Raw genomic sequence first — 26,344 nt, forward strand, 5'->3', positions numbered from 1 at the left:
CATCACCGCGTCGCTGGCGTTCAATTCCCGCCACTATGACAACGTTGTCTTCCAGCGGACCGGACAACGGCCACCGCACCACCAGCCGACGGGCCACGATGAGCGACGTGGCCCGGCTCGCGGGCGTGAGCATCAAGACCGTCTCGCGGGTAGTGAACGACGAGCCCGCCGTCCATCCGGACACCGCGGAGCGCGTCATGGCGGCGATCGAGCAGCTCGGCTTCCGGCGCAACCTCGGCGCGCGGAACCTCCGGCGCGGCTCGACGACCGGGACGATCGGCCTGATCGTCGAAGACGTCGGAAACCCCTTCTACTCCGAGCTCAACCGGGCCGTGGAACGCATCGCGACCTCGTTCGGCCGCCAGGTGCTGACCGGTTCGTCGGAGGAGAACTCCGACCGCGAGCGCGAACTCGTCCTGGAGTTCTGCTCGCGCCGGGTGGACGGCATCCTCGTCGTCCCCGCCGGGATGCAGCACGGCTACCTGGTCCCCGAGATGCGCGCCGGCACCCCCGTGGTGTTCCTCGACCGCCCGGCGGGCGACATCATGGCCGACACGGTGCTGGTCGACAACATCGGCGGCACCGTCGAAGCGGTCGCCCACCTCGCGAAGCACGGCCACCGCCGGATCGCGTTCCTCGCCGACAGCCCCGACATCTTCACCGCGGGCGAACGCCTGCGCGGTTTCCGCGAAGGCTGTGTCCGCAACGGGATCCCGTACGACGAGCACCTCGTCGTGATGCGGACGCCGACCGCCGAGAGCGTCGGCGACGCCGTGAAACGGCTGCTCACCGGGCCGAACCCGGCCACCGCCGTGGTCGCGGGCAACAACCGGGTGGCCGTGCACCTGCTGCGCGCGCTGGCCCACGCCGAACGCCGGCCCGCGATGATCAGCTTCGACGACTTCGAACTGGCGGATCTGCTGGATCCGCCGGTCTCCGTGATCGCGCACGACGTGAGCGCGTTGGGCCGGGCGGCCGCGGAACTGCTGTTCGCCCGCGTCCAGGGAGATCAATCCGCACCGAGAAAGGTAGTCCTGCCCGTGCATCTCGTAGCCCGCGGTTCCGGGGAGGTCGCCCCGTCATGAGCGGCCACCTCGAACCGATCCGCCTGCCGGCGAACCAGCCGCCGCAGTTCTACCGCGGCGGCGACGCCATCGCCGCGTTGCGGGGCGCCCCCTCGGAGTCGAAATTCGGCCCCGAAGACTGGGTCGGCTCGGCCACCACGATGTTCGGCCAGGAGACGAACGGCCTGACCAAGCTGCCCAGCGGGGTCTGGCTGCGCGACGCCGTCCGCGAGAACCCGTCCGCCTGGCTCGGCGCGAAACACGTCGAGGCGCTCGGTGATTCGACCGGCCTGCTGGTGAAGCTGCTCGACGCGGGTCAGCGCCTGCCCGTGCACTTCCACCCGTCGGATTCGTTCGCGAAGCGGCACTTCGACTCGCACTTCGGCAAGACCGAGGCGTGGATCGTGGTCGGCACCTACGGCGACGACCCGCGCGTCTACCCCGGCTTCAAGGAGACCGTCGACAAAGCGACGGTCAACGAATGGGCCCGCACCCAGGACGCGCCCGCCATGCTCGAGGCGCTGAACAGCGTCGCGGTCACCCCCGGCGACACGGTCTACATCCCGGCGGGCCTGCCGCACGCGATCGGCGAAGGCGTGTTCGTCGTCGAACTCCAGCAGCCGACCGACTTCTCGCTGACCCTGGAATGGCGCGACTTCCTGGCGAACCCGGAGAAGGCGCATCTCGGGATCGGCTTCGAGACCGCCATCGAAACCCTGGACACCTCGGGCTGGGACGAAGAACGGCTCGGCTCGATCGTCAAGCGCACCGCCGGCGACGAAGCGTCCACTGTGGACCTCCTCGCCGACGGCAGCGACGCGTTCTTCCGCGCCGACCGGCTCCGTCCCGCTGTTTCCGGTACGTCGACAACGTTGTCACTCGATCCGTCGTTCGCGGTACTGGTGGTCATGGACGGTTCGGGCACGCTCCGCACCGAACACGGCGGCGAGTACGCGCTGCGCAAGGGCGAGACGTACGTGGTCCCGCACGACGCCGGTCAGTCCTCTGTGGATGGTGACGTCACCGTCATCCGCTGCCGTCCGCCCGCACCCGAGAAGAGGGAGCGATCGTGAGCGAACTCCTGCTCGACGCACAGAACCTGGTCAAACGCTACGGCTCGGTGGAAGCCCTGCGCGGCGCGTCCTTCCAGGCACGCGCCGGTGAGGTCACCGCGCTGATCGGCGACAACGGCGCCGGAAAGTCCACTTTGGTCAAATGCCTGTCCGGCGCGGAGCAGCCGACGTCGGGCAAGATCCTGCTCGACGGATCCGAGGTGGTGCTCGAATCCCCCACCACGGCGAGGCGGATGGGGATCGAGACGGTGTACCAGGATCTCGCGGTCGCGCCGGAGCTCGACCCGGCCGCGAATCTGTTCCTGGGCAGGGAGATCCACCGCAAGGGGATCCTCGGCAAGCTCGGGATGCTGGACAAGAAGGAGATGAAACGCCAGGCCGTGGAGGAGTTCCAGCGGCTCGGCGTGACCCTGCAGAGCACCGACGTCCCGATCGGCTCGCTTTCGGGCGGGCAGCGGCAAAGCGTCGCCGTCGCGCGGTCGGTCGTGTGGGCGTCGAAGGTCGTGTTCATGGACGAGCCGACGGCCGCGCTCGGCGTCGTGCAGCGCGAGCGCGTGCTCGACGTGATCAAGAAGGTGCGGGACAAGGGCATCGCCGTCGTGCTGATCAGCCACAACATGCCCGAGGTGCTTTCGGTGGCCGATCGCATCGAGGTGCTGCGGCTCGGCAAACGCGTCGCCCGGTTCACCGGCGCCGACACGAAACTGGAAGACCTGGTCGCCGCGATGACGGGCGCCCTCGTACAAGAGGAGGCGGCGTGACCGTGTCCACTCCGACGAAGAACGGCCCCGAGATCCAGACCTCTGTGGACGGTGGCTTCGGCAAGCGGTCCATCGGGCAGCGGCTGATCGGGGCCAACACGTTCTGGATCGCGCTGGTGCTGCTGGCGCTGATCATCGTGTTCACCGCGATCGCGCCCGCCGAGTTCGCGACGGTGTTCACCTTCCAGACGCTGCTGATCGAGACCTCGGTGCTGCTGGTGCTCTCGGTCGGCATGACGTTCGTGATCATCACCTCCGGTATCGATCTCTCGGTCGGTTCCGTGCTGATCTTCGCGGGCATGGTGGCGGGCAAGACGATGGAGGCGCTGAGCCCGGACGGTGACGCGACCAAGGCCGGTTGGGGCGTCATCACCGCCGGGCTCGTGGCAGCCGTCGTCGCGGGCACGATTTGGGGCCTGATCAACGGTTTCCTGATCGCGGTGGCGAACATCCCGCCGCTGATCGTCACGCTCGGCACGATGGGTGCCGCGCTCGGCGCCGCGTACCTGCTGAACAACGGGTCCGACGTGCGCAGCGTGCCCACCGAGCTCAACAAGACGCTCGGCTACGGGACGTCGTTCGGCGGCGTGCCGAACCTGGTGCTGGTGGCCGTGGTGATCACGCTGATCGGCGCCTGGCTGTTGCACACCACCAAATTCGGCCGCTACACCTACGCCGTCGGCTCCAACGCCGAGGGCGCGCGCCGGGCGGGCATCGGGGTGACCGCGCATCTACTGAAGGTGTACACGCTCACCGGTTTCCTCGCCGGTGTCGCCGGTTTCCTTTCGCTGGCGTACTACGCGTCGACGACGATTTCGGCGCACACCACCGACAACCTCAACGCCATCGCCGCCACGGTGATGGGCGGCACGAGCCTCTTCGGCGGTGTCGGTTCGGTGCTGGGCACGGTGATCGGCGTGTTCATCCCGGCCGTGCTCAAGAAGGGCTTCAACATCACGCAGGTCCAGGACTTCTGGCAGATGATCGCGGTCGGCGCGGTGCTGATCGCCGCGGTCTGGTTCGACCAGCGGCGCCGTCGTCGCCGCAACTCTCGTTAGTTCTCCCTACGCACAAAGAGGTGCTATTCCCCATGAAGAAGACCCTGCTCGTCGCCGGTGCCGCCGTCTCCGCGGCCCTCCTGCTGACCGCCTGCGGCGGCGGCACCGTCGGCGGATCGTCGTCGGGCGACTCCGCCGCCAAGACCAACAACAAGAAGCTGTCGCTGATCCCGGGCGTGCAGGCCGAGCCGTTCTACATCTCGATGCAGTGCGGCGCCGAGGCCGAGGCCAAGAAGGCGGGCTACGAGCTCACCACGCAGGCGCCGCAGAAGTTCGACGCGGCCATGCAGACTCAGCTGGTCAACGCGCTGGGCTCCAACCCGCCCGCCGCGCTGCTGATCGCGCCGACCGACGCGCAGGCGATGCTCGCGCCGATCCAGCAGGTCAAGACGCGCGGCGCGAAGGTCATCGAGGTCGACACCGCGCTGAAGGACACCAGCGTGGCCGAGTCGTCCATCTCGTCGGACAACGCCGAGGGCGGCAAGCTCGCCGCGAAGACGATGGCGGAGCTGGCCGCGGGCAAGACCGGTTCGGTGCTGGTGCTCGACACCATCGCGGGTACCTCGACCACGAACACCCGCGCGAAGGGCTTCGAGGACGAGCTGAAGAACTACCCGAACCTGAAGTCGGCCGGCGTGCAGTTCACCCAGAACGAGCCCGACCAGGCCGCGTCCAAGGTGACCGCCGCGCTGGCGTCCACCCCGGACCTGGTCGGCATCTTCGCGACCAACCTCAACACCGGTGAGGGCGCCGCGACCGGCCTGCGGAACGCGGGCAAGATCGGCGCGGTCAACCTGATCGGCTTCGACGCTTCGCCGTCGGAGATCGAGGGGCTGAAGAAGGGCGAGTACCAGGGCCTCATCGCGCAGGACCCGGCCGCCATCGGGCAGCAGGGCGTGCAGCAGGCCATCGCGGCGCTGGAGGGCAAGCCGGTGACGCGCAACCTGACCGCTTCGCTGCACTCGATCACCAAGGCGAACATGGACGCGAACGCGCAGTACTTCTACAAGCAGAGCTGCTGACAGCAGGCAAGCCGCGGTCCGTGGTGGGCCGGGTGGGGGGGGGGGGGGGGGGGGGGGGGGGTTTGGGTGGCCCCCCCCCCCCCCAACCCCCCCCCCCCCCCCCCCCCCCACCCCAGCCGGAGCGAACCTCTCCAACGCGCCGTACAGCGCAGCGCCGCCGCCCAGGTGGCCCAGCGCGTAGGCGTACTCACCGTCCTCAAGCAGGACCTCGGGCCCCGAGCCGGTCCACTCGAGCCGGTAGTGCCACCAGTGCATCCACCGCCCCACCCGCCGCTTCTCCCGGTACACGCGCAGCCGCGTGACCTCGCTCCACCGGACGTCGAGAACGCCGGGGACCGAGAACCCCGCGGCCGAGATCGTCAACGTGCCCGCCGACTTCCGGAGAGCGAGCAGGATCAGCCCCGCGAAGGCCACGCTGAGCAGGCTGAACACCACCCCGGAAACCGAGCCGGAGAACAACGTCAGCACGACGGCCACCAGGCCGCCCCCGCCGAACACCACGAACCCTGCCCACGCGAACCGCCGCATCACGACGTCCAAGCGCAGCATCACCGCATCACCGGGGACCATGCCCGGAGCGTAACCGGCGAAACCACGCACCGACGTTAGGATCTAGGCCCCGACGTCGCGGAGGAGGCCGGATGACCACCCGTCTGCCCTGGCGTCCCGCCGTGAGCGCGGATCCGGTGCCGGTGCTCGCCGCCGCCCAGCGCGTCTCCGACGATCTCATGGACGGCCTCGCCGGGCCCCGCGCCCGCCACGCGGCGCACGGCCTCCGCCGGCTGTTCGGCGTCTCCGGCCTCGGTCTCGGTGACCTGTCCGGCTCGCTCGTCTGGTCCGGCCGCCCGGCGGCGGACGACGTCGTCGCCTCCGCGCTCGACGAGGTCCTCCACTCCGAGACGCCGGTGTCCGAGCCCGGGCTGCTGGCGCTGCCGCTGCACGTCCACGACGAGCTGGCCGGTGTCCTCCTGGTCTCGGACGGGACGAACGCCGTCGCCCGCCAGGCCGTCGAGCTCGTCGTCCACGCACTCGAACGGGGCAGGCTGGAGGCCTCCGCCGAGCAGGCCGCGGAGGCCGAGCTGCGGGCGCTGCGGGCCGAGATCTCGCCGCATTTCGTCTACAACGCGCTCACCGTGATCTCCTCGCTGGTCCGCTCCGACCCGGATCGCGCCCGCGACCTGATGCTCGACTTCGCCGAGTACACGCGCTACAGCCTCGCCCGGCACGGCGAGTACACGATGGTCGCCGAGGAGTTCCGCGCCATCGAGACGTATCTGGCGTTGCAGCGCGCCGTGCTCGGCGAACGGCTGCGGGTACAGGTGCGCGTCGCGCCGGAGGTGCTGGCCGTCGCGGTGCCGTACCTCGTGCTGGAACCGTTGGTGGAGAACGCGATCCGGCACGGGATCGAGCCACGCGCCGAGGCGGGGTTCATCCAGGTTCAGGGAATGGCGGAAGGGAACGACTGCGTGATCAGCGTCGAGGACGACGGTGTCGGCATGGACCCCGCACGCGCGGCGGCGATCCTGGCCGGGCGTGGCGACGACGGCGGCGTCGGACTGGCCAATGTGGACAGAAGGCTGCGCAGCGTCTACGGGCCCTGGTACGGCCTGACGGTCGAGACCGAGACCGGCGCGGGCACCAGGGTCGTGGTACGCGTGCCCCGTTTCCAGCCGGGGGTGCTGCCGTGACGAACGGGCTTCGGGTGCTGGCGGTCGACGACGTCCCGCCCGCCCTCGACGAGCTGTGCAGCCTGCTGCGCGAGGCTCCGGAAGTCGCCGAGGTGGTCGCCGCCGGCGACGCGGTCAACGCGCTCAAACTGTTGCAGGGCAGTCATTTCGACGCGGTGTTCCTCGACATCTCGATGCCCGGCCTTGACGGTCTCGAACTGGCCTCCCTGCTGGCACGGCTCAACGAACCGCCGGTGATCGTGTTCGTCACCGCGCACGACGGGCACGCCGTGGCCGCGTACGGTATCGGCGCGGTCGACTACCTGCTCAAACCGGTCCGCGCGGAACGGCTGTCCGCCGCACTGTCCAAAGTGGTCCGGATGGCGGGCAATCAGGCCGACGAGCCGAAACCCGCGCCGGACGCGATGTCCGCGCTGCCAGTGGAATCCGGCGGGCGCACCCGATACGTCCGGCGCGACGACGTCCAGTTCGTCGAGGCGCACGGCGACTACGTCCGGCTGCACACGAAATCCGGCGTGCATGTCACGCGGATGCCCATCTCCCGGCTCGAAGAGTATTGGGAGGGAACGGGATTCACCCGCGTGCACCGGGGTTTCCTGCTCGCCGTGGACGCGGTGCTCGAACTGCGCAGCGACACCACCGGCGGGCTGCTGGCGCATACGGAAGCCGGTGACGTGCCGGTGAGCCGCCGCCACGCGCGCGACCTGCGCGACCGGTTGCTCGCCGCCGCGCAACGCGGCGAACTGGGCCGGGGAAGCCGCCCGTGAGCCGCGTCAAACGGGTCGCCGTCACCAGCCCGCAGACCCGGCTCGCGCATTCGCGGCGCCGGTCACGCGGACGCTGGCGGGTCCCCCGGCTGGCGGCGAGCGACGCCGAACGCGCGGACCTGCTGTACCGGGCCCAGCGCCGTCGCGGGCTCCCCGCGCTGGCCGGGATGTTCGGGCTGGTCTTCGGGCTCCCGCTGGTGTTCGGGCTGTTCCCCGGGCTCGATTCGGTGCGGCTGGCCGGGATCCCGCTGTCCTGGCTGATGATCGCGATCCTCCCGTACCCGGCCATGGCGCTGCTGTCGTGGTGGCAACTGCGCCGGGCGGAAAAGATCGAGGACGAGTGATGGTGGCCGCTTTCGCGGTGGCTCCCGTCGTGCTGGTCACCCTGCTGATCGGGTTGCGCGGGGTCGCGGCCATGCGCACGACGTCGGACTTCCTCGTCGCTTCGCGCCGGATCTCGCCGCTGGTCAACTCCGCCGCGGTCTCCGGCGAATATCTGTCCGCCGCGTCGTTCCTCGGCGTGGCCGGGCTGGTGGTGAAGGACGGCATAGGCGCGCTCTGGTATCCGGTCGGGTTCACCGCCGGGTACATCGCGATGCTGGTGCTCGTCGCCGCGCCGATGCGGCGCTCGGGCGCGCTCACCGTCCCGGACTTCGCCGAAGCGCGGCTCGCCTCCCCCGCCCTGCGCCGCCTCGCCGCCGTCGTCGTCCTCGTGATCGGAACCCTTTACCTGGTCCCGCAATTCCGGACCGCGGGACTCGTGCTGACCGCCGTCGGCGGCACGCCGTACTGGGTCGGCGTCGTCATCGCGGGCACCGCCGTCAGCGCGACACTGGCGCTCGGCGGGATGCGCGCGGCGACCTACGTCCAGGCCTTCCAGTTCGTGCTGAAACTGCTGCTGTTCATCGTTCCCGCGATCTGGCTGGTCTCGCAGGTCTCCCCGGAGGAACGGTCGGCCGCGGTACATCCCGTGGAGTTCACCCACTTCGCGCGCGACACCCGGCTGTCCTTCGAGATCGACGTGACGCTGACCCTGCGCGAGCCGACCACCCTGCTCACCCCGGAGAAGCATGTCGTGCCGCCGGGCGAACTGGTGGCCAGGAGCGGGGAGACGCTGGAATTCGCCGAGGGCGCCCCGGTTCCCGCCGTCCGGGGCGGTGCCCCGCTGGGCGGGCCGGACTGGCAACGACCGCTGCTCGACCTCGGCGACCAGGGCTATCCCCTGCTCGGCACCTGGGCGATCCTGATCGCCACCATGCTCGGCACGATGGGCCTGCCGCATGTCCTGATGCGCTTCCACACCAGCCCGGACGGCCGCGCCGCCCGCCGGACGGCGGCGATCACCGTCGCCCTGCTCGGCGTTTTCTACCTGTTCCCAGGGGTTTACGGCGTCTTCGGCCGCGTGCTGGTGCCCGAGCTGTACGTCTCCGGCGCGACGGACACGGTCGTCGTCGCGTTGCCCGCACAGATCGACGACGGCTGGGCGGGCTCGTTGTTCACCGGGCTGCTGACGGCGGGCGCGTTCGCCGCGTTCCTTGCGACGTCGCTCGGGCTGCTGCTGGTCATCTCCGGCGCTGTCGCGCACGACCTGGCGCCCGGCGGCCTGCGGCGGCTGCGGTGGTCGGTGCTCGGGGCGGCGGCGGTGATGGTCCTGCTCGCGTTGCCGTCGGCCAGATTGGACGCGGGTGTCCTCGTCACCTGGGGTTTCACCGTGGCCGCGTCGACGTTCTGCCCGTTGCTGGTGCTCGGCATCTGGTGGAACCGGCTGACCGCGGCGGGTGCGATCAGCGGTGTCCTCGTCGGGCTCGTCGCGTCTTCGGGCTCGATCCTGGTGGCCTTGTTCGTCCCGAGCCTGAGCGGTCTGCCCGCGATCCTGGTGTCGCAGCCCGCGCCTTGGTCGGTTCCGCTGGCATTCGGCGTAATGATCGTGGTTTCCTGGCGGGGCAGGCCTCCCGCCTGGTCCACGGCAGCCATGCTGCGGCTGCATTTGGACGATCGGACAGCCGAGACCCCTTCGTCGTGGTCGGACCACCGTTCGTCGACCGTTCGTCGTCTCGGCAGACGTTTGAACCGCTGAAGGTTCCGGTCTCCTTGACCTCTCCTTAACGTGTCGCGGAACACATTCGCGGTGCGAGGAGAGCACGATGAGTACCGAAACGAACGCTCCCAGTCCGCCGGAAACGGACTGGGACAAGGCCCATGACAGCGCGGAGTTCAAGGAGCTGCGGGCTCGGCTGCGCCGGTTCGTGTTCCCCGTCTCGGCGCTTTTCCTTCTCTGGTACCTGCTCTACGTGCTGCTCGCCGACTACGCGCACGGCTTTATGAGCACGAAGCTGGTCGGCAACATCACCGTCGGCCTGGTCTTCGGTCTGCTGCAGTTCGTTTCGACCTTCGTGATCACCGGGCTCTACGTCCGCTACGCGAACAAGAAACTCGACCCCATCGCGGAGAAGATCCGCACGGACATCGAGAGTGAGACCAAATGACCCTCGCCGCCGGAGTCGAGGGCAGCAGCCCCGCACTCAACATCACCATCTTCGGCCTCTTCGTGGTGGTCACGCTGTTCGTCGTGTTCCGGGCGAGCCGCAACACGAAGACGGCGTCGGACTACTACGCCGCGGGCCGCGCGTTCACCGGTCCGCAGAACGGCGTGGCCATCGCGGGCGACTACCTGTCCGCCGCGTCGTTCCTCGGGATCGCGGGCGCGATCGCCGTGTACGGCTACGACGGTTTCCTGTACTCCATCGGCTTCCTGGTGGCATGGCTAGTCGCGTTGCTGCTGGTCGCGGAACTGCTGCGCAACACCGGTAAGTTCACGATGGGCGACGTCCTGGCGTTCCGGATGAAGCAGCGCCCGGTGCGGGCCGCGGCCGCGACGTCCACCCTGGCCGTCTCGTTCTTCTACCTGCTGGCGCAGATGGCGGGCGCCGGTGGCCTCGTCGCGTTGCTGCTCGGGATCGAGAGCAAGGCCGGGCAGGCCGTGATCATCGTGATCGTCGGCATCATCATGATCGCCTACGTGCTGATCGGCGGGATGAAGGGCACCACCTGGGTCCAGATCATCAAGGCGGCGCTGCTCATCGTCGGCGCGCTGGCGATGACGCTGTGGGTGCTCGGCATGTACGGCTTCAACCTTTCCTCGCTGCTGCAGGGCGCCGTGGACAAGGCGGGCAAGGCCGGCGAGGCGCTGCTCGGACCGGGCAACCAGTACGGCAAGACCGGCACGACGAAGCTCGACTTCCTGTCGCTGGGCATCGCGCTGGTGCTCGGTACCGCGGGCCTGCCGCACGTCTTGATGCGCTTCTACACGGTGCCGACCGCGAAGGAAGCCCGTCGTTCCGTGGTGTGGGCGATCGGCCTGATCGGCGTCTTCTACCTGTTCACGCTGGTGCTCGGCTACGGTGCCGGCGCGCTGGTCGGCGCGGACAAGATCAAGGCCGCGCCCGGTGGCGTGAACTCGGCGGCCCCGTTGCTGGCGCTGGAACTCGGTGGGCCGATCCTGCTCGGCCTGATCGCGGCGATCGCGTTCGCGACGATCCTCGCCGTGGTCGCGGGGCTGACGATCACCGCGTCGGCGTCGTTCGCGCACGACGTCTACGCCAACGTGATCAAGAAGGGCAAGGCGACACCGGCTTCGGAGGTGAAGGTCGCCCGGATCACCGCGCTGGTGATCGGTGCGGTCGCGATCCTCGGCGGCATCCTCGCCAACGGACAGAACATCGCGTTCCTGGTGGCGCTCGCGTTCGCGGTGGCCGCGTCGGCGAACCTGCCGACGATCCTCTACTCGCTGTTCTGGAAGCGGTTCAACACCCAGGGCGCGCTGTGGAGCATTTATGGCGGTCTCGCGGTCTGCATCGTGCTGATCGTGTTCTCGCCGGCGGTGTCGGGTAAGCCCGTGGACGCGAAGACGGGCAAGAGCGCCTCGATGATCCAGGGCGTCGACTTCCACTGGTTCCCGCTGGACAACCCCGGCATCATCTCGATCCCCGTGGCGTTCTTCCTCGGCTGGCTCGGCACCGTGCTGTCCAAGGAGCACAACCAGAAGAAGTACGCCGAGATGGAGGTCCGGTCCCTGACCGGGGCGGGCGCCGAAAAAGCCGTCGCCCACTAGTCGCCGGGACGGTGCGGCCGGCACCGAACGCCCCCGGCCGCACCGTCCCGGTTCCCACTCAGTAAGGCAGCTTTCCCGCCGTCAGTTCAGCCAGCTTCGCGCGGAGATCAGCGTGAACCGACTTCCACAGCCCGGTGCCCAGAGAGATCCGCGCCACCCCCAGTTCGGCGAGCGCGGAGAGATCGGGGCCCGCGGGCATCGGGGAGACGTTGACCGCCCCCGGCGCGACCGCCCGCACGAACTCGCCGAGCACGTCCGGCGACTTCACCAGGATCGGGTAGACGCAGTCCGCCCCGGCCTCCAGATACGCCTTGGCCCGCAAGATCGCGTCGTCCAATACGGCTCGTTCGTCGGACGCGCCGAGAAAGACGTCGACGCGGGCGTTGATCACCAGCGCGTCCCCGGCGGCCTCGCGCAACCGCGCGACCTTCTCCGCCTGCGCTTCCAACGGAAGAACGCCGCCCGAGGCGTGATCGGTGTCCTCGTAGTTGCAGCCGACGGCACCCGCCTCGGCCAGCCTCGCCGCGAGTTCGCCCGCTTCGAGCCCGTACCCGCCTTCCGCGTCGACGGTCACCGGGACCGCCACCGCCCGCGCGATCCTCGCGGCCGCCGCGAACATCTCGTCGACGGGCGCGTCCTCCCCGTCCTCGTAACCGAGAACCTTGGCCACGGCGAAGGAACTCGTCGCCACGACCGGGAACCCGGCGGCCTCCACAAGACGCGCGCTGTCGGCGTCCCACGCGTTCGGCAGCAGGAGCGGCTCGCCCGCGACGTGCAACTCCCGCAGCCGCGCCGCCGTCATTCGGCGCGCTCGGGCAGAGGCGCGTGGCTGGTCACGCACATCCGGTTCCAGCTGTTGATCGCGATGGCCTCCCAGACGATGGCGCGGTACTGCTCCTCGGTGAAGACGCGCGTGGCCTCTTCGTAGACGTCGTCCGGGACGTCGTGCAGGGTCGCGACGTTCGTGATCGCCTCGGTGAGCGCGAGCGCGGCGCGCTCCTGCTCGGTGAACAGTTCGGTCTCGCGCCAGCCCTGCAGCACGAACAGCCGCCGCGGCGACTCGCCCATCTGCAACGCGTCGTGGGAGTGCATGTCGAGGCAGAACGCGCAGTGGTTGATCTGCGACGACCGCATCTTCACCAGCTCGAGGATCTTCTGGTCGACCCCGGCGTTGGCGGCGGCCTTCTCGACTTCGGCCTGCAGTTTCGCCATGGCCTGGTAGATCTCGGGCACTCGCTTGCCCACGTGGATTCGCTCGGTCATGACTGCGAATCTAGCGGCGACTGGCCCACGAGTATGGTCCAGTCACATGGCGGAATCGTGGTCCAGTTCGGGAATGGACGTCCATCTGGACTGGCGTCCCGAGAGCGGCCGGGCCGGGCTAGCGACGGCGATCCGCGCGGCCATCCGGGAAGGGCGCTGGCAAGCGGGCGCCGCGGTGCCCTCGACCAGGGCGCTGGCGCGAGACCTCGGCGTCGCCAGGGGAACGGTCACCCGCGTCTACGCCGATCTCGCCGCCGAGGGCTACCTGCGGACCGCGCAGGGCGCGCCGACCCGCGTCGCGACGGCCGGCGCGCTGCCCGCGTCACCGCCGAGGCCCGTCCCCCGCGATCCGGCGCCGCGCTGGGACCTGCGCCCCGGCAGGCCGAACCTGTCCGCGTTCCCCCGCTCCGCCTGGCTCGCGGCCACCCGCCGGGCACTGCACAAGGCGCCGATGACGGCGTTCGACTACACGGCCGAATCCGGCGCGCCGGAACTGCGGGAAACGCTGGCCGCGTATCTGGCCCGCAGCCGCGGCGTGATCGCCGACCCCGCCCGCATCCTCGTGTGTTCCGGGTTCTCGCACGCGATCGCGATCCTGGCGCGGGTCCTGCACGCGCGCGGCGCGGCCGAGATCGCCTTCGAGAACCCGTCACTGCACATCTACCGGGACATCGTCGCCGCCAACGGCCCCCGCGTCGTCGGTGTCCCGGTCGACGACCACGGGATCACGGTGTCCGCTTTGGACAGTCCGGCGGTCGTGGTCACCCCGGCGCACCAGTACCCGCTGGGCGTCACCCTCGCCCCTCGGCGGCGCGCGGAACTCACCCGGTGGGCGGAGGAGACCAGCGCCGTCGTCATCGAGGACGACTACGACGGCGAGTTCCGGTTCGACCACCAGCAGGTCGGCGCATTGCAGGCGCTGGCACCGGAACGGGTCGTGTACGTGGGCACGACGAGCAAGACACTCGCGCCGTCGCTACGGCTGGGGTGGATGGTGCTGCCACGGTTCCTGGTCGAACCGGTGCGCGCGGAGATGGCCGCGAGCGGGGCCCGGCCCGCGCTGCTCGACCAGCTGACGATGGCCGAACTGATCGAATCCGGCGCCTACGATCGGCACATCCGCCGCTGCCGCGTCGAGTACCGCTCCCGGCGGGACAGGCTGCTCGCGGCCTTACCGGATTCCGTGCTGCCGCAAGGGATCTCGGCGGGGCTGCATCTGGTGCTCCAGTTCCCCGGCGAGGTACCGAGGGAGATGGAGGTGCTGGCCGCCTGCCGCCGTCGTGCGATCGGGCTCGAAGGGCTCAGCGGTCACTGGATCGGCGAGCCGCAGCGCGAAGGGCTCATCATCGGGTACGGCGCCGCCGCGAAGCACGCTTTCGGCGGCGCCACCCAAGCCTTGCGCGAGGCCATCTTCGAAGTGACCTAGCAACCCCCGCGTTTCGTCCTCTGAATGCGGTAGTACGTGCTACCAACCACCGCATTTAGAGGACGAAACGCGGCGGAAGGGCCTAGCGCACCAGGTCTCAGAACTCACTGAGAATATCGATCAGGTTCTGCTGGCGCTGCTCCAAAACCCCGGGTGTCCAGCGTTCGGTTGCCAGTACCTGAGTGGTGAGGGGGAAGTTCGAAACCGACTTGGCGGTGAAGTACTTCGTCTTCTTGGTGACGAAGTCATAGTTCTTTGCCTGGGCGTTCTTGGTTCGGCTCAACAGCACCAGGTTCGCCAGCCGGTGGGTCCAGTACGCCCGCTCCATCGGATTGAACAGCCGAGTCCAGTCAGAGCCGCGCTGAGGGTTCTGCGGGAGAACATGTTCGACGGTGATCATCTTGGGCTCATACCGGAGCGCCTCCGGATCCGACAGCAGCTCGTCGAGCCGGATCAGCACGTACTTCCGGACGATCCACTGGCTGTAGATCTCACCGCCCAGCCGGTCGATCACCTCGGCACATTCGTCTGACGTCAGCTCAAGCGCCGGGGCGTCAAGCCCCAGGCCCTCGTCGAGTTCGCGAAGAAGCTGTCCGATGCGCTGACCACGTTGGTGTGTGTTGAAGCGCCGAAGGAGCATAGACGCTCCAAGACGGTCGAGCTTGCGAAGAAACTCTTCCAGCCATTCAGAATCGAAACGGTGGTTAGTGAACGCCCACAGCGCGGGTGGCTGCCAGTCGAAGTCGTCAAGCCGGTGCAGACGTCGCAACCAGCGATTGATTCCCGTCGGGTCGTCCACCGGCTGGTAGTCGGCGGCGAGGAGGTCTCGATAGGCCTGCCCGTAGGGTTCCAGCACATCGTCGACGAACGCCGCTGGACAGTCGGGCAAAAACCCGCTGAGCACACTGCTGTCGAATTCCTGAAGCAGTTCCCTCCTCGCCCGCACTTTCATGTAGACCATCCGAATGTGGGAAAAAAGGTCCGCAAACGCGTCCCGGCCTAGATCGACCTCCAGATCTTCCCACTTGCCCGCGTACTTCTCCTTCAGCTCTTCGGGCAGTGCGCCGACGACCCTGGACTTGAAGATGTCAGCAGGTGAAAGCTCTACGCCACGCGAGTTCATCACCGAAAATATCCGGTAGGCGCTGGCCAGGTCGGGCGTGCTCACGATCACCAGGAAAGTTCGCTGAACGATGGTTTTCGCGAGCGCGAAGCGCTCCTCCGGGCTTTTCTGTTCCAGGAGCGCGCGCAGCGCGTTGACGTTCTCCGCGATACGTTCCTGCGCGTCGTTTGCCGGTGCCGCACCGTTCTCCAGAACGGCCATGCCGCCACGGTCCTGCACATGCTTGCGGAAGAACTCTTCATCGCGACGGCGAAGCTTGAGCCGGGGGCGTGACGCCAGGTCTTGAATGGGGTCGCCGGGCTCCCAGATCAGCTTGTCCAGGTAGTCCTTGTTGTCGTCGCTCAGCTCACGAAGTACCGACAAGAGGATCGTCAGAGTGGTCAGCCGCTGCTGACCGTCGATCACCTCGGCTCTCGGCTCGCCCGCATCCTTGACCAGAACGACCGACCCGAGGAAATACGGCTCGTCCGGGTTGCGATCGACCGCGTCGTACAGGTCGTGAAACAACTGGGTCGCTTGCTCGCTGCCCCAGGTGTACGGCCGCTGGTAGTCGGGGATGGTGAACTCGTAGTCACTCGCGAACACTTTCGACAGTGGGACTTCGTGCGCTTCGAGCTTCTTCATACGACCAATCCACTCCGGGACGTGCGGGCTCCCTACGAGTCGTACGAGTGCCGGATCCCGTTACTCCGCGACGCGGTGTGACCCCCGCCTTTCGTCCTCTGAATGCGGTAGTACGTGCTACCAACTACCGCATCCAGAGGACGAAACGCATGAGGGGGTCAGCAGAACCAGGGGCGCGCCCGCAGGATGTCGGTCTTCAGGACGGGCGCACCGTCGACCGGAGCGGGGTTCTCCGGGGTCGGCTGGATGCCGCCGGCGGCGACGTCGTCGAGGGTTTCGAGACCTTCGTGGCCGACTGTGCCGAAGATCGTGTAGTTCGGGCGCAGCGCGGAATCGCCGTACACCACGAAGAACTGGCTCCCGTTCGTCGCCGGGCCCGCGTTGGCCATCGCGAGGACGCCGCGCGAATACACCTTGCGCTCGCCGGTCGGGTCGGTCGGCGCGGGCGGCAGGCCGACGGGCAGCTCGTCCTTGTACTTGTAGCCGGGGCCGCCCTCGCCGGTGCCGCTCGGGTCACCGCACTGCAGCACCTTCAACGTCGGGTAGGCGGTCAGCCGGTGACACGTCGTGCGGTCGTAGAACCGGTGCTTCGCCAGGTGCAGAAAGCTCTGCACCGTGCACGGCGCCTTCGCCCGATCGAGGGTCAGGTCGATCTTGCCCTGGTTCGTCTTCAGCTGTACCGGGATCTTGCCCCGGTCCGGCGTGCGACGCGGGTCCGGCGGCAGCGGGACCGGGCGCACGGCCGGGTCGTCCGGCGTCTGCGTGTACTGGCACGGCCCCTTCGTGACCTTCGGCGGCGCGCCTTCCGCCGACGCCGTTCCAGTGCCGGCCGCGAGCATCAGCCCGGCTCCCAGCACTGCCACAAAGACCTTCGCGATCCTCTGCACGGTTCCTGCCTCCCAGCCGTGGACGAAGAGCAGAGCATAGGGTGAATCCCCGGCGCTCACACAGGTCCGGAAGTAGGTCCGCGGTTAGGGTCGAAGCCGTGGAGATCGCCGAACGACACCAATGGCAGCTGAACGCCCTGACCTTCCTGTACGCGTACACGCAGTACGTCCTCGTGCACGAGCGGGTCATGGCGGGGTTGCCGCCGGAGAAACCGGCCGAACTCGACAAACCGCGCATGCTCCGGCTCGCCAAGGTCGTCGACGACATGATCCTCGACTTCCGCAAGGAGGACGGGCTGACCGACCTCGAACGGCGCCGGGTCATCCGCCTCGCCAGGGAGATCAAGTCGCACGTCCGGGAGAAGTGGCCACCTCGCGAACCGTCGCTGACCGAATGGGTCGCCTCGGCGGCGGCGCACTTCTACTGCGAGGAGCACATCAACAACGGCTACGTCCGGATGGGCCGCGTCTTCGATCCCGACATGGCGGACAGGTTCCTGGAGCGGGTGGAGTTCTGCCGGGGGCAGACCCTCACGATCACGAAGTACGCCCACAAGGTGGCCGACGGCGAACCGCTCACCTACGGCGAGACCAACCAGCTCGAAGTCTGGAAAGAGGACGCGATCGCCCATTTGGACAATCTCGACAGCGACTTCGGCGACATCAAGATGTACGTCGAATTCTGAGGGCTGCCCGTTAGACCAGGATCCGCTGTCCTGACGTTCGCGGAAATTGACAATCCCCGCCGGTGATCGAGATGCTCGAAGCACGTACTCCTTTTCCACGGCTAAAGGAGAATTCCGTGATCTCGATCAAGAAACGCGTCCTGACCGTGGCGGCCGCCGCTGCCGCCACGTTCAGCCTGCTCGTCCCGACCGGTACGTCGTTCGCCATCGACCACATCCCCTGCCTCGACGGGGAGAACTTCCTGAAGATCTGGTCACATCTCGGCGGGAGCAGCAGCGTCGACTGCTACGCCAATCGCGGAAGGATCGGCTTCGGGGGCTGGTGGATCGACCGGATCTACACCGGCAACAACGACCTGATGTACTACGACAGCAATGGCGCCGACGTGAGAATCAACCGGTGGACCGATATCAGTTTCCCGAACCGGCCGCCGAAGGTCCGCGTCATCGAAATCCTCTGAACGGACCTCGTGAGTGGTAAGTGTCGTTAGAACGACACTTACCACTCACGAGCCGCGAAGGTCCGCGATCAGTTCTTCGGCCGCCGCGAACGGATCCAGTTTCCGCGCGACGACGCGTTCGGCCACTTCGGTGAGCCGGTCTCCGGAACGCAGGTCGACGAGTTCCGCGCGCAGCCGCTGCACGGCGATCGCCTCGACCTCGTCCCTGGCCCGTGCCGCACGACGGCGGGGCAGTTCGTCGCGCTGGACGAGCCACTCGTGGTGTTCGTCGAGCGCGCGCACGACGTCCTCGACGCCTTCGCCACGAGAAGCCACCGTTCGCACGATCGGCTGGCGCCAGCTCGGACCGCGGATCTCCCGGCGTACCAAGGAGATCATCTGCTTGAGATCGTGCACGGTCGCGTCCGCGCCCTCGCGGTCGGCCTTGTTGACCACGAACACGTCCGCGATCTCCAGCACGCCCGCCTTGGCCGCCTGGATCCCGTCGCCCATCCCCGGCGCGAGCAGGACCACCGTGGTGTCGGCCAGTTTCACGACGTCCACTTCGGACTGACCGACGCCGACGGTCTCGATCAGCACGACGTCGAACCCGGCCGCGTCGAGCACCCGGACGGCTTGCGGGGTCGCCCACGACAGCCCGCCCAGATGGCCACGCGTGGCCATCGAACGGATGAACACGCCGGGATCGGTGGCGTGTTCGGTCATCCGGATCCGGTCGCCGAGCAGCGCTCCGCCGGAGAACGGCGACGACGGGTCGATCGCCAGCACGCCGACGCGCAGGCCCTTCGCCCGCAGCGCCGTGAGCAGCGCCGAAGTCGATGTCGACTTGCCGACACCGGGCGGTCCCGTCAGGCCGATGACCCGCGCGTTGCCGGTATGCGGCACCAGCTTCGCCGCGACCTCGGGCAACCGCGGATGGGCGTCCTCGACCAGCGACAGCAACCGGGCGATCGCGCGGGGGACGCCGTCCCGCGCGCGACCGACCAGTTCGTCGATGTCCAGCTGTACCGGCAAGGGCTTTACGGAACGCGCAGCAGCAGCGCGTCGCCCTGGCCGCCACCACCGCAGAGGGCGGCCGCGCCGAGGCCGCCGCCGCGACGGCGGAGTTCGTGGATCAGGTGCACGGCGAGCCGCGCGCCGGACGCGCCGATCGGGTGACCGAGCGCGATGGCACCGCCGTCGACGTTCACCTTGTCCGCGCTGACGCCGAGCTTGTCGGCCGAGACCAGCCCCACGGCGGCGAACGCCTCGTTGATCTCGATCAGGTCGAGCGCGTCCGCGGTCAGCTTCTCCTTGGCCAGCGCGGCCAGGATCGCGTTCGACGGCTGCTCGTGCAGGCTGGCGTCCGGACCGGCGACCACGCCGTGCGCGCCGATCTCGGCGAGCGGGGTCAGGCCCAGCTCCTCGGCCTTGGCCTTGCTCGCGACGATGACCGCGGCCGCGCCGTCGGAGATCTGCGAAGCCGAGCCGGCGGTGATGGTGCCGTCGGAGGCGAAGGCCGGACGCAGCTTCGCGAGGCCTTCGGCGGTGGTGTCGGCGCGGACGCCCTCGTCCTGGGAGAAGACGACCGGGTCGCCCTTGCGCTGCGGGATCGACACCGGCGCGATCTCGGCGTCGAAGCGGCCTTCGGCGATGGCGGCGGCGGCACGCTGGTGCGACCGCGCGGAGAACTCGTCCTGCTGCTCACGGGTGATGCCGTAGCGGCTGTTGTACTTCTCCGTCGAGGCGCCCATCGCGACCTGGTCGAAGGCGCAGAACAGACCGTCGTAGGCCATGTGGTCGACGAGCGTGGTGTCGCCGTACTTGAACCCGGCGCGGGACTTCGGCAGCAGATGCGGCGACTGGGTCATCGACTCCTGGCCGCCCGCCACGATCAGGTCGAACTCACCCGCGCGGATGAGCTGGTCGGCCAGCGCGATGGCGTCGAGACCGGAAAGGCAGACCTTGTTGATGGTCAGCGCCGGGACGCTCATCGGGATACCGCCGGCGACCGCGGCCTGACGGGCCGGGATCTGGCCCGCGCCGGCGGTGAGCACCTGGCCCATGATCGTGTACTGGACCGCGTCCGGGGAGACACCGGCCTGCTCCAGCGCCGCCTTGATGGCGAATCCGCCGAGTTGTGCGCCCGAGAAATCCTTCAGGGAACCGAGCAATCGCCCGATCGGTGTACGGGCGGCACCCAGGATCACGGAACCGGACACGGCGTCCTCCAAGCATCGGCGCAAGGGCAAAGGGGGTCTTCGCGACCATACCCGGGTCGCGGGCCTCTTGATGGAGCCAGTGTGAGGCGGCGCACGCCGGTCCGCCCGCCCGCGCACCTATCCTGCTCTGCATGAACCAGGCGCTGAAACCGTTCGTGACGGCCATCGACCACGTCGGCATCGCGGTACCCGACCTCGACGCCGCGATCGCCTTCCACGCCGAGCATTTCGGCCTGGAGGTCGCGCACGAGGAGGTCAACGAGGAGCAGGGTGTCCGCGAGGCGATGCTGCGCGCGCCGGGCACCGCCGGGACCGAGACCGCGATCCAGCTCCTCGCGCCGCTGCGCGACGATTCCGCGATCGGCAAGTTCCTCGCGAAGAGCGGGCCCGGGCTGCAGCAGCTGGCGTACCGAGTGTCCGATGTGGACGCCGCGGCCGCGGCACTGCGCGCGCAGGGACTACGGCTGCTCTACGACGAGGCGAAGCGCGGCACGTCCAACAGCCGGGTGAACTTCGTCCACCCCAAGGACGCCGGCGGCGTGCTGGTGGAACTGGTCGAGCCCGCGAAGGACGGTCACTGACCCCGGGTCAACGCGGTGGCGATGAAGAGGACCTCGCGGTCGATCTCGGCGGGGTCCCCGTCCTCGGTGTGCCGTGCTGTCGCGTGCCGGTGGCTGACCGCCCGCGCGAGCAGTCCCGACGCCGAATCGACGTCGGCGACCGCGACCTTGCCACCGGTCGCGGCGACGATCACCGCTTTCACCTGCCGGACGAGCTGCTGGAAACGTTCGGCCAGCGCGTCGCGGACCGCGCGGTGCGTATCGGCCTCGCGCCACAGCAGATGCGAGAGCGCCAAAGACCGGTTGAACCGCCTGTCGAGCTCCACGACGAGGCCGCGCAGGCTGCCCGCGAGGTCGCCGGGGACCACCACGACGGCCGGTTCGATCCGGGCGTCGGGCAGTTCGGCGACCAGCGCGGCCAGCAGATCCGACTTACGCCGGAAGTAGTAGTGCACGAGGCCTTTCGGCACGCCCGCCTGCTCCGCGATCCGCGAAGTGGGCGTGGCGTCGAAACCGGACTCGGCGAAAAGCGCCTCCGCGGCTCGCAGGATGCGCTGTTTCGCCGAATCCTCTTTCACGCCGTTCCCTCCTGGGTCAGTGCTGCCCCGCCGTCCGGTGCGTCGCCTGGGCGATCGGCATCGCCGCCGCCCCGGCCACCACGGTCAGGACGCCGCCGATCCAGGCGGTCCAGGACGCGCCCATGAAGTCGGCGTATCCCATCACCCAGGGCGAAATGAACAGCAGCGCACCCAAAACGATCTGGATGCCTTCGCCGTAGACCATGCCAGGCATCGCAAGCGACGCGAGACCGTCGAGGGCGATCAGTGCGCCGAGGATGACGAGCGACCACATGGCGGTGTTGTCCGTGGTCATCCAGAGGGGTGAAAGAGCGACCACGACACCGATGACCACCTCCGCCCAGTCATGGGGACGGGTCCAAGGGCGCGTCGTGGGTTCGTTCATGCGTGCTCACCTCCGAATATCGGCTGAACCTGCAGGTCGGAGAGATCTCCACCGCCCATCGTCCGCTTGGTTGGCCGGCCGGTCAAGACCGGGCGATAACGCTTCGAAATGTGTACGTGCTCCACGTCTCGTACAGTTGTGGTCTTGGTTACCCGTGAGTAATTTAAGGCGCCACACGCCGTCCATCCCATTCGCGGAGGTTTCGATGTCGCAGCTCGGCGAGATCCAGCAGGCCATTCTCAACGATGACCTCGGCGCCGTGGCGTCGCTCGACGTGCCGGAGACCTATCGCGGCGTGACCGTGCACAAGGACGAGGCCGGCATGTTCGAAGGCCTCGAAAGCCGGGACAAGGACCCGCGCAAGTCGCTGCACGTCGACGAGGTCCCGACACCGGAACTCGGCCCCGGTGAGGCGCTGGTCGCGGTCATGGCGAGCGCGATCAACTACAACACCGTCTGGACCTCGATCTTCGAGCCGGTCTCGACGTTCAAGTTCCTTGAGCGCTACGGGCGGCTTTCGCCGCTGTCGAAGCGCCACGACCTGCCCTATCACGTCGTCGGCTCGGACCTGTCCGGCGTCGTGCTGCGCACCGGCCCCGGCGTGCACAACTGGAAGCCGGGCGACGAGGTCGTCGCGCACTGCCTCAACGTGGAACTCGAAGGCCCGGACGGGCACAACGACACGATGCTCGACACCGAGCAGCGGATCTGGGGCTTCGAGACGAACTTCGGCGGGCTCGCCGAGATCGCGCTCGTGAAGGCGAATCAGCTGATGCCGAAGCCGGGTCACCTCACCTGGGAGGAGGCCGCCTCCCCCGGCCTGGTGAACTCCACGGCGTACCGCCAGCTGGTCTCGCGCAACGGCGCCGACATGAAGCAGGGCGACGTCGTGCTGATCTGGGGTGCTTCGGGCGGCCTCGGCTCCTACGCGACGCAGTACGCGCTCAACGGCGGCGCGATCCCCGTGTGCGTGGTCTCCAGCCCCGAAAAGGCGGAGATCTGCCGGAAGCTGGGCGCCGAGCTGATCATCGACCGCAGCAGCGCCACTGGTGAGGGCTACAAGTTCTGGAAGGACGAGAACAACCAGGACCCGAAGGAGTGGCAGCGGTTCGGCAAGAAGATCCGCGAGCTGACCGGCGGCGAGGACCCGGACATCGTCTTCGAGCACCCGGGCCGCGAGACCTTCGGCGCTTCGGTCTACGCCGCGCGCAAGGGCGGCACGATCGTCACGTGCGCGTCGACTTCGGGCTACATGCACCAGTTCGACAACCGCTACCTGTGGATGAACCTCAAGCGGATCATCGGCAGCCACTTCGCCAACTACCGCGAATCTTGGGAAGCGAACCGGCTGATCGCGAAAGGTCTGATCCACCCGACGCTGTCGAAGACCTATTCGCTCGAGGACACCGGACAGGCCGCGCTGGACGTCCACCGCAACGCGCATCAGGGCAAGGTCGGCGTGCTCGCCCTTGCGCCGGAAGAAGGTCTGGGTGTCCGGAACCACGAGCTGCGCGAAAAGCACATCGACGGGATCAATGCGTTCCGGAACGTTTAGCGCGCCAGAACGTGCTTTCGCCGCGCGTTGCGTGGGTGCTCACCCTTCCGTGACTCCAGCTCGACTACGGTAGAAGGATGAGCCTTGGCGAGGAACGGGAGCTAGTGCCGCTGGGAGCCGGCTTCGACGTGGCGAAGCGCGGTTACAGCCGTGCGCAGGTCGACGAACATCTCGAACGGCTGGACGCCGATCTGAAGATGCTCACCGCCGATCGCGATGCCGCCATCGGACAGGCGGGCGACCTGGCACGGCAGCTGGAGATCGCGCGCGGCGAGATCGCGGACCTGCGCGGACAGGTCGACAGGCTCGCCCAGCCGCCGACGAGCGTCGAAGGCCTTTCCGAGCGGCTGCAGCGCATGTTGCGGCTCGCGCAGGACGAGGCCGCCGACACGAAGGCGCGCGCGGAAGCCGAGGCCGGGCACATCCGCGCCAAGGCGGAGACCGACGCGAGCGCCATGCGGGCCCGCTACGAGCAGCTGCTCAACGAGCTCGATCTCCGTCGCAAGGAGATGGAGGCCGAGCACCGCGGCGTGCTGGAGAAGGCACGCGCCGAGGCGAAGGACGTCACCGACAAGGCGAAGGCCGAGCGCGACAAGCTCGACGCCGAAGCGCAGCAGCGCCGCACGCAGGTCGAAGAGGACTTCGAGATCGCGATGGCGTCGCGGCGCACCGAGGCCATGCACGCGCTGGCCGAGCAGGAGGCCGCGAGCAAGGCCGAGGCCGCCCGCCGCGTCCGCGAAGCCACCGAGGACGCGGCCGCCATCCGCGCGAAGGTGCTCGAAGAGGAGACGGCGGCGAAGGCCGACATCGAGCGCCGTCAGCGCGAGTCCGTCGCCGACGCCAACAAGCGCAAGCAGGACTCGATCACCGAGGCCAACGCCCGGCTCGCCGAGGCGGCCGACGAGGCACGCCGCCGCGTCCGGCAGGCCACCGAAGAGTCCAACCGGCGGATCACACAGGCCACCGAACGGGTCGAAGCGCTCCGCAAGGTGCGCTCCAGCCTGGCCGAGCAGGTACGTTCCGCGCGGACCGCGCTCGCCGAGGCGACGCACGTGCTCGGCGACGAGCCGCATATCCCGGCCGAGCTGAAGGCGAAGCCCTCGCCCGACGCGGAAGCCACCGTGCAGCTCCGGACGGCCGATGTGCCGAAGGCCACATCCGGCGCGAAGCCTTCACCGCGACCTGCGGCAGCGCAGAAACCGACTGGCGAGTAACCTTTTCACCCGACCGTGCTCACGGCGGCCTGCGAGGCCGCCGACGAGCGGTTATCGTCGCTGCTCGCACGCAGGTGCGGGCTGTCAGATCGGTGGAGGTTGCGGATGGCTGCATATCGGACCGTGGTCGTGGGCACGGACGGATCGGATTCCTCGTTCGCCGCGGTCGACCGGGCGGCGGGCGTCGCCGGGGACTCCGGAGCGACCCTGGTCGTCGTGTGCGCCTACTACCCCGCCACCAAGGGCGACGTGGAGAAGGCACAGGACGTCCTCGGTGACGAGGCGTACCAGGTGGTGGGTTCGGCACCGGCCGAGGACACCCTCCTGTCCGCCCGTGACCGGGCCGCGAAGGCCGGCGCGAAGAACATCGAGACCGCCGCGGTCGTCGGCGACCCGGTCGACGCGCTGCGCAAGGTCGTCGCCGACCGCTCCGCGGACCTGCTGGTGGTCGGCAACCGCGGGCTGAACACGCTCGCGGGCCGCATCCTCGGCTCCGTGCCGTCCGAAGTCGCGCGGAAGTCCGGGGTGGACGTGCTCATCGTCCACACCACCTGATGCCCGAACCCGGCGAGATCTCGCCCGACGCGCTGCAACAGCGCCTCGAACGGATCCTGCTCGGCGGAAAACGCAAGTACACCCGGCTCGAAGTCGCCGAGAAGGCAGGCGTTCCCGAGGAACGTTCTCGGCGGCTTTGGCGTGCGCTGGGCTTCGCGACCGTCGATGACGACGAGGTCGTCTTCACCGACGCCGACATCGAAGCGATCCGCACGGCGGACCAGCTGATGAACTCGGGGCTGATCGACCCCAGCATCGAGCTGGCCGTCACGCGCGCCCTGGGCCAGCACCTTTCGCGGCTCGCGGAATGGCAGGTCCACATGTTGTGGACGATGATCACCGAGAACAAGGAGATCGGCAGCAGCGAACGCCAGATCGGCCGGCTCGTCGAACGGCTGCTGCCCGAGCTGGAGAAGGTGCAGGAGTTCGTCTGGCGCCGCCACCTCGCGGCCTACGCGGGCCGGGCGCTGGCCATGCCGGAGGAAGACCTCGAAGCGAGGACCGAAGTGGTCGGCTTCGTCGACATGGTCGGCTACACCCGCCTGACCAGGCAGGTCGACGAAGAAGAGCTGACCGACATCCTCGACCGGTTCGAATCCGTCGCCACCGAGGTGATCGCCGACCATCACGGACGGATCGTGAAGATGATCGGTGACGAGGTCCTGTTCGTCGCCGATTCCGCCGTCGACGGCGCCGAGATCGCCCTCGCCCTGTCCGAACGCGCCGACGCCGACGAGACCCTTCCCGCCGTGCGCGCCGGCCTGGCCTCGGGGCGGATTCTCAGCCGGTTCGGCGACGTCTACGGCTCGGTCGTGAACCTCGCCGCCCGCCTCACCTCGACCGCACGGCCCGGCACCATCCTGGTGGACAAGGAACTCGCCGCCGAGCTCGCGGAATTCCCGCAGTTCGAGGTCCGCTCACGGCGGCCGGTGTCGGTGCGGGGGTACAACCGGCTGCGGCCTTCGTCCCTGCGCCGGGCGCGGGACCGGCCTTCGGGCATGTTCGCGTCTTCGCAGCAGCTCGCGGCGGAGATGCTGGGGCTGGGCGACGCCGCTCCTCCTCTCGCGCCCGCTCCGGAGGAAGTCGAAGACGCCACCGCGGACTCGTTGCCGCCCCGGCCGCGGCCCCGGTCGAAGCGTCGGCGTCGCTGACCTCCCGCTGGGGAGAGCAAGGGACCTTTGCTACCGCCCGGCTGGTGGGGGGGGGGGGGGGGGGGGGGTGTGAAAAAAAACCCCCCCCCCCCCCACCCCCCCCCGCGGGGGGGGGCGCGGCGGGCGCCCCC

Annotated in this window: 28 protein-coding genes; 20 read left to right on the plus strand and 8 right to left on the minus strand. The window is 68.7% G+C overall.

Annotated features, from left to right (window positions below; all coding sequences use genetic code 11):
* The first annotated feature begins 98 nt into the window (after window positions 1-98).
* The 12 genes from ACIRGA_RS30840 to ACIRGA_RS30895 all read left to right on the plus strand — a co-directional run bounded on the left by ACIRGA_RS30840 (window position 99) and on the right by ACIRGA_RS30895 (window position 11,544).
* Window positions 99-1,085 carry a LacI family DNA-binding transcriptional regulator gene (locus ACIRGA_RS30840; RefSeq protein ID WP_400947634.1) on the plus strand — a complete coding sequence of 329 codons (987 nt, stop codon included), beginning with the start codon at window positions 99-101 and terminating at the stop codon, window positions 1,083-1,085.
* Window positions 1,082-2,137 (plus strand): class I mannose-6-phosphate isomerase, encoded by a 1,056-nt coding sequence (locus ACIRGA_RS30845; RefSeq protein ID WP_400947550.1) that lies wholly within the window; start codon window positions 1,082-1,084, stop codon window positions 2,135-2,137. The genes ACIRGA_RS30840 and ACIRGA_RS30845 overlap by 4 nt, the downstream gene beginning before the upstream one ends.
* On the plus strand, window positions 2,134-2,898 hold the full coding sequence (locus ACIRGA_RS30850; RefSeq protein WP_400947553.1) for an ATP-binding cassette domain-containing protein: 765 nt from the start codon (window positions 2,134-2,136) through the stop codon (window positions 2,896-2,898). The genes ACIRGA_RS30845 and ACIRGA_RS30850 overlap by 4 nt, the downstream gene beginning before the upstream one ends.
* Window positions 2,895-3,956 (plus strand): ABC transporter permease, encoded by a 1,062-nt coding sequence (locus tag ACIRGA_RS30855; RefSeq protein WP_400947555.1) that lies wholly within the window; start codon window positions 2,895-2,897, stop codon window positions 3,954-3,956. The genes ACIRGA_RS30850 and ACIRGA_RS30855 overlap by 4 nt, the downstream gene beginning before the upstream one ends.
* A 32-nt stretch (window positions 3,957-3,988) precedes the next feature.
* Entirely contained in the window at window positions 3,989-4,978 is a 990-nt protein-coding gene (locus tag ACIRGA_RS30860) for an ABC transporter substrate-binding protein (RefSeq protein WP_400947558.1), read from the plus strand.
* A 298-nt stretch (window positions 4,979-5,276) separates the two neighbouring features.
* Window positions 5,277-5,561 (plus strand): hypothetical protein, encoded by a 285-nt coding sequence (locus ACIRGA_RS30865; protein ID WP_400947560.1) that lies wholly within the window; start codon window positions 5,277-5,279, stop codon window positions 5,559-5,561.
* A 58-nt stretch (window positions 5,562-5,619) separates the two neighbouring features.
* Window positions 5,620-6,666, plus strand: coding sequence for a sensor histidine kinase (locus ACIRGA_RS30870; RefSeq protein ID WP_400947562.1), 1,047 nt, complete (start codon window positions 5,620-5,622; stop codon window positions 6,664-6,666).
* Window positions 6,663-7,433: a LytTR family DNA-binding domain-containing protein gene (locus ACIRGA_RS30875; protein WP_007031703.1), complete on the plus strand. Its 771-nt coding sequence runs from the start codon at window positions 6,663-6,665 to the stop codon at window positions 7,431-7,433. Before ACIRGA_RS30870 ends, ACIRGA_RS30875 begins: the two co-directional genes overlap by 4 nt.
* On the plus strand, window positions 7,430-7,777 hold the full coding sequence (locus tag ACIRGA_RS30880) for a hypothetical protein (RefSeq protein WP_400947565.1): 348 nt from the start codon (window positions 7,430-7,432) through the stop codon (window positions 7,775-7,777). Before ACIRGA_RS30875 ends, ACIRGA_RS30880 begins: the two co-directional genes overlap by 4 nt.
* Window positions 7,777-9,510, plus strand: a complete 1,734-nt coding sequence (locus ACIRGA_RS30885) for a cation acetate symporter (protein WP_400947568.1) — start codon at window positions 7,777-7,779, stop codon at window positions 9,508-9,510. The genes ACIRGA_RS30880 and ACIRGA_RS30885 overlap by 1 nt, the downstream gene beginning before the upstream one ends.
* Window positions 9,511-9,577: 67 nt before the next feature.
* A complete protein-coding gene (locus ACIRGA_RS30890; protein ID WP_007031706.1) occupies window positions 9,578-9,919 on the plus strand; it encodes a DUF485 domain-containing protein in 342 nt (113 codons plus the stop codon).
* Window positions 9,916-11,544: a cation acetate symporter gene (locus tag ACIRGA_RS30895; RefSeq protein WP_400947571.1), complete on the plus strand. Its 1,629-nt coding sequence runs from the start codon at window positions 9,916-9,918 to the stop codon at window positions 11,542-11,544. The genes ACIRGA_RS30890 and ACIRGA_RS30895 overlap by 4 nt, the downstream gene beginning before the upstream one ends.
* A gap of 58 nt (window positions 11,545-11,602) precedes the next feature.
* Here ACIRGA_RS30895 and ACIRGA_RS30900 read toward each other — a convergent pair whose 3' ends face one another.
* Both ACIRGA_RS30900 and ACIRGA_RS30905 read right to left on the minus strand, forming a co-directional pair.
* Window positions 11,603-12,346 carry an isocitrate lyase/phosphoenolpyruvate mutase family protein gene (locus tag ACIRGA_RS30900; protein WP_400947573.1) on the minus strand — a complete coding sequence of 248 codons (744 nt, stop codon included), beginning with the start codon at window positions 12,344-12,346 and terminating at the stop codon, window positions 11,603-11,605.
* Window positions 12,343-12,807: a carboxymuconolactone decarboxylase family protein gene (locus ACIRGA_RS30905; protein WP_016336647.1), complete on the minus strand. Its 465-nt coding sequence runs from the start codon at window positions 12,805-12,807 to the stop codon at window positions 12,343-12,345. Before ACIRGA_RS30905 ends, ACIRGA_RS30900 begins: the two co-directional genes overlap by 4 nt.
* 46 nt (window positions 12,808-12,853) lie before the next feature.
* Here ACIRGA_RS30905 and ACIRGA_RS30910 point away from each other — a divergent pair, with 46 nt between their 5' ends.
* Complete coding sequence (locus tag ACIRGA_RS30910) at window positions 12,854-14,233, plus strand: PLP-dependent aminotransferase family protein (protein ID WP_400947576.1); 1,380 nt, start codon at window positions 12,854-12,856, stop codon at window positions 14,231-14,233.
* A gap of 97 nt (window positions 14,234-14,330) precedes the next feature.
* Here the strand turns inward: ACIRGA_RS30910 and ACIRGA_RS30915 are convergent, their stop codons facing one another.
* Both ACIRGA_RS30915 and ACIRGA_RS30920 read right to left on the minus strand, forming a co-directional pair.
* A complete protein-coding gene (locus ACIRGA_RS30915; RefSeq protein WP_400947578.1) occupies window positions 14,331-15,980 on the minus strand; it encodes a DUF262 domain-containing protein in 1,650 nt (549 codons plus the stop codon).
* 158 nt (window positions 15,981-16,138) lie between these two features.
* Window positions 16,139-16,819 carry a peptidylprolyl isomerase gene (locus tag ACIRGA_RS30920; RefSeq protein ID WP_400947637.1) on the minus strand — a complete coding sequence of 227 codons (681 nt, stop codon included), beginning with the start codon at window positions 16,817-16,819 and terminating at the stop codon, window positions 16,139-16,141.
* 146 nt (window positions 16,820-16,965) lie between these two features.
* Between ACIRGA_RS30920 and ACIRGA_RS30925 the strand changes: the two genes are divergently transcribed.
* Window positions 16,966-17,553: a hypothetical protein gene (locus ACIRGA_RS30925; protein WP_400947580.1), complete on the plus strand. Its 588-nt coding sequence runs from the start codon at window positions 16,966-16,968 to the stop codon at window positions 17,551-17,553.
* Between the two features lie 116 nt (window positions 17,554-17,669).
* A complete protein-coding gene (locus ACIRGA_RS30930) occupies window positions 17,670-18,014 on the plus strand; it encodes a beta/gamma crystallin domain-containing protein (RefSeq protein WP_400947582.1) in 345 nt (114 codons plus the stop codon).
* 45 nt (window positions 18,015-18,059) lie between these two features.
* Here ACIRGA_RS30930 and meaB read toward each other — a convergent pair whose 3' ends face one another.
* Both meaB and ACIRGA_RS30940 read right to left on the minus strand, forming a co-directional pair.
* Entirely contained in the window at window positions 18,060-19,028 is a 969-nt protein-coding gene (meaB, locus tag ACIRGA_RS30935; RefSeq protein WP_400947585.1) for a methylmalonyl Co-A mutase-associated GTPase MeaB, read from the minus strand.
* A 5-nt stretch (window positions 19,029-19,033) separates the two neighbouring features.
* Entirely contained in the window at window positions 19,034-20,215 is a 1,182-nt protein-coding gene (locus ACIRGA_RS30940) for an acetyl-CoA C-acetyltransferase (protein ID WP_400947587.1), read from the minus strand.
* Between the two features lie 131 nt (window positions 20,216-20,346).
* On the opposite strand from ACIRGA_RS30940, the gene mce reads away from it, so the two are divergent.
* Entirely contained in the window at window positions 20,347-20,796 is a 450-nt protein-coding gene (gene mce, locus ACIRGA_RS30945; RefSeq protein WP_093937501.1) for a methylmalonyl-CoA epimerase, read from the plus strand.
* Here the strand turns inward: mce and ACIRGA_RS30950 are convergent.
* Both ACIRGA_RS30950 and ACIRGA_RS30955 read right to left on the minus strand, forming a co-directional pair.
* A complete protein-coding gene (locus ACIRGA_RS30950) occupies window positions 20,790-21,353 on the minus strand; it encodes a TetR/AcrR family transcriptional regulator (RefSeq protein WP_400947590.1) in 564 nt (187 codons plus the stop codon). The two genes, mce and ACIRGA_RS30950, sit on opposite strands and share 7 nt — an antisense overlap.
* Window positions 21,354-21,369: 16 nt before the next feature.
* Window positions 21,370-21,738, minus strand: a complete 369-nt coding sequence (locus tag ACIRGA_RS30955) for an SPW repeat protein (protein ID WP_400947598.1) — start codon at window positions 21,736-21,738, stop codon at window positions 21,370-21,372.
* A 205-nt stretch (window positions 21,739-21,943) separates the two neighbouring features.
* Here ACIRGA_RS30955 and ccrA point away from each other — a divergent pair, with 205 nt between their 5' ends.
* The 4 genes from ccrA (at window position 21,944) to ACIRGA_RS30975 (ending at window position 26,213) form a co-directional block, all read left to right on the plus strand.
* On the plus strand, window positions 21,944-23,293 hold the full coding sequence (gene ccrA, locus ACIRGA_RS30960) for a crotonyl-CoA carboxylase/reductase (protein WP_400947601.1): 1,350 nt from the start codon (window positions 21,944-21,946) through the stop codon (window positions 23,291-23,293).
* Window positions 23,294-23,397: 104 nt separating this feature from the next.
* A complete protein-coding gene (locus ACIRGA_RS30965; protein ID WP_400947639.1) occupies window positions 23,398-24,507 on the plus strand; it encodes a chromosome segregation protein in 1,110 nt (369 codons plus the stop codon).
* 105 nt (window positions 24,508-24,612) lie between these two features.
* Entirely contained in the window at window positions 24,613-25,062 is a 450-nt protein-coding gene (locus tag ACIRGA_RS30970) for a universal stress protein (RefSeq protein ID WP_400947603.1), read from the plus strand.
* On the plus strand, window positions 25,062-26,213 hold the full coding sequence (locus tag ACIRGA_RS30975) for an adenylate/guanylate cyclase domain-containing protein (protein ID WP_400947606.1): 1,152 nt from the start codon (window positions 25,062-25,064) through the stop codon (window positions 26,211-26,213). The genes ACIRGA_RS30970 and ACIRGA_RS30975 overlap by 1 nt, the downstream gene beginning before the upstream one ends.
* The last annotated feature ends 131 nt before the right edge of the window (window positions 26,214-26,344 follow it).

It is taken from the genome of Amycolatopsis sp. NPDC102389 (assembly GCF_044765885.1).
Classification (GTDB): Bacteria; Actinomycetota; Actinomycetes; order Mycobacteriales; family Pseudonocardiaceae; genus Amycolatopsis.

What these genes read in the sequence shown, in the direction of transcription:
- ACIRGA_RS30840 (WP_400947634.1), top strand. Translation starts at nt 99, where the DNA reads ATGAGCGACGTGGCCCGGCTCGCGGGCGTGAGCATCAAGACCGTCTCG.
- ACIRGA_RS30845 (WP_400947550.1), top strand. Translation starts at nt 1,082, where the DNA reads ATGAGCGGCCACCTCGAACCGATCCGCCTGCCGGCGAACCAGCCGCCG.
- ACIRGA_RS30860 (WP_400947558.1), top strand. Translation starts at nt 3,989, where the DNA reads ATGAAGAAGACCCTGCTCGTCGCCGGTGCCGCCGTCTCCGCGGCCCTC.
- ACIRGA_RS30870 (WP_400947562.1), top strand. Translation starts at nt 5,620, where the DNA reads ATGACCACCCGTCTGCCCTGGCGTCCCGCCGTGAGCGCGGATCCGGTG.
- ACIRGA_RS30885 (WP_400947568.1), top strand. Translation starts at nt 7,777, where the DNA reads ATGGTGGCCGCTTTCGCGGTGGCTCCCGTCGTGCTGGTCACCCTGCTG.
- ACIRGA_RS30890 (WP_007031706.1), top strand. Translation starts at nt 9,578, where the DNA reads ATGAGTACCGAAACGAACGCTCCCAGTCCGCCGGAAACGGACTGGGAC.
- ACIRGA_RS30895 (WP_400947571.1), top strand. Translation starts at nt 9,916, where the DNA reads ATGACCCTCGCCGCCGGAGTCGAGGGCAGCAGCCCCGCACTCAACATC.
- ACIRGA_RS30900 (WP_400947573.1), bottom strand. Translation starts at nt 12,346, where the DNA reads ATGACGGCGGCGCGGCTGCGGGAGTTGCACGTCGCGGGCGAGCCGCTC.
- ACIRGA_RS30905 (WP_016336647.1), bottom strand. Translation starts at nt 12,807, where the DNA reads ATGACCGAGCGAATCCACGTGGGCAAGCGAGTGCCCGAGATCTACCAG.
- ACIRGA_RS30910 (WP_400947576.1), top strand. Translation starts at nt 12,854, where the DNA reads ATGGCGGAATCGTGGTCCAGTTCGGGAATGGACGTCCATCTGGACTGG.
- ACIRGA_RS30915 (WP_400947578.1), bottom strand. Translation starts at nt 15,980, where the DNA reads ATGAAGAAGCTCGAAGCGCACGAAGTCCCACTGTCGAAAGTGTTCGCG.
- ACIRGA_RS30920 (WP_400947637.1), bottom strand. Translation starts at nt 16,819, where the DNA reads ATGCTCGCGGCCGGCACTGGAACGGCGTCGGCGGAAGGCGCGCCGCCG.
- mce (WP_093937501.1), top strand. Translation starts at nt 20,347, where the DNA reads ATGAACCAGGCGCTGAAACCGTTCGTGACGGCCATCGACCACGTCGGC.
- ACIRGA_RS30955 (WP_400947598.1), bottom strand. Translation starts at nt 21,738, where the DNA reads ATGAACGAACCCACGACGCGCCCTTGGACCCGTCCCCATGACTGGGCG.
- ccrA (WP_400947601.1), top strand. Translation starts at nt 21,944, where the DNA reads ATGTCGCAGCTCGGCGAGATCCAGCAGGCCATTCTCAACGATGACCTC.
- ACIRGA_RS30970 (WP_400947603.1), top strand. Translation starts at nt 24,613, where the DNA reads ATGGCTGCATATCGGACCGTGGTCGTGGGCACGGACGGATCGGATTCC.
- ACIRGA_RS30975 (WP_400947606.1), top strand. Translation starts at nt 25,062, where the DNA reads ATGCCCGAACCCGGCGAGATCTCGCCCGACGCGCTGCAACAGCGCCTC.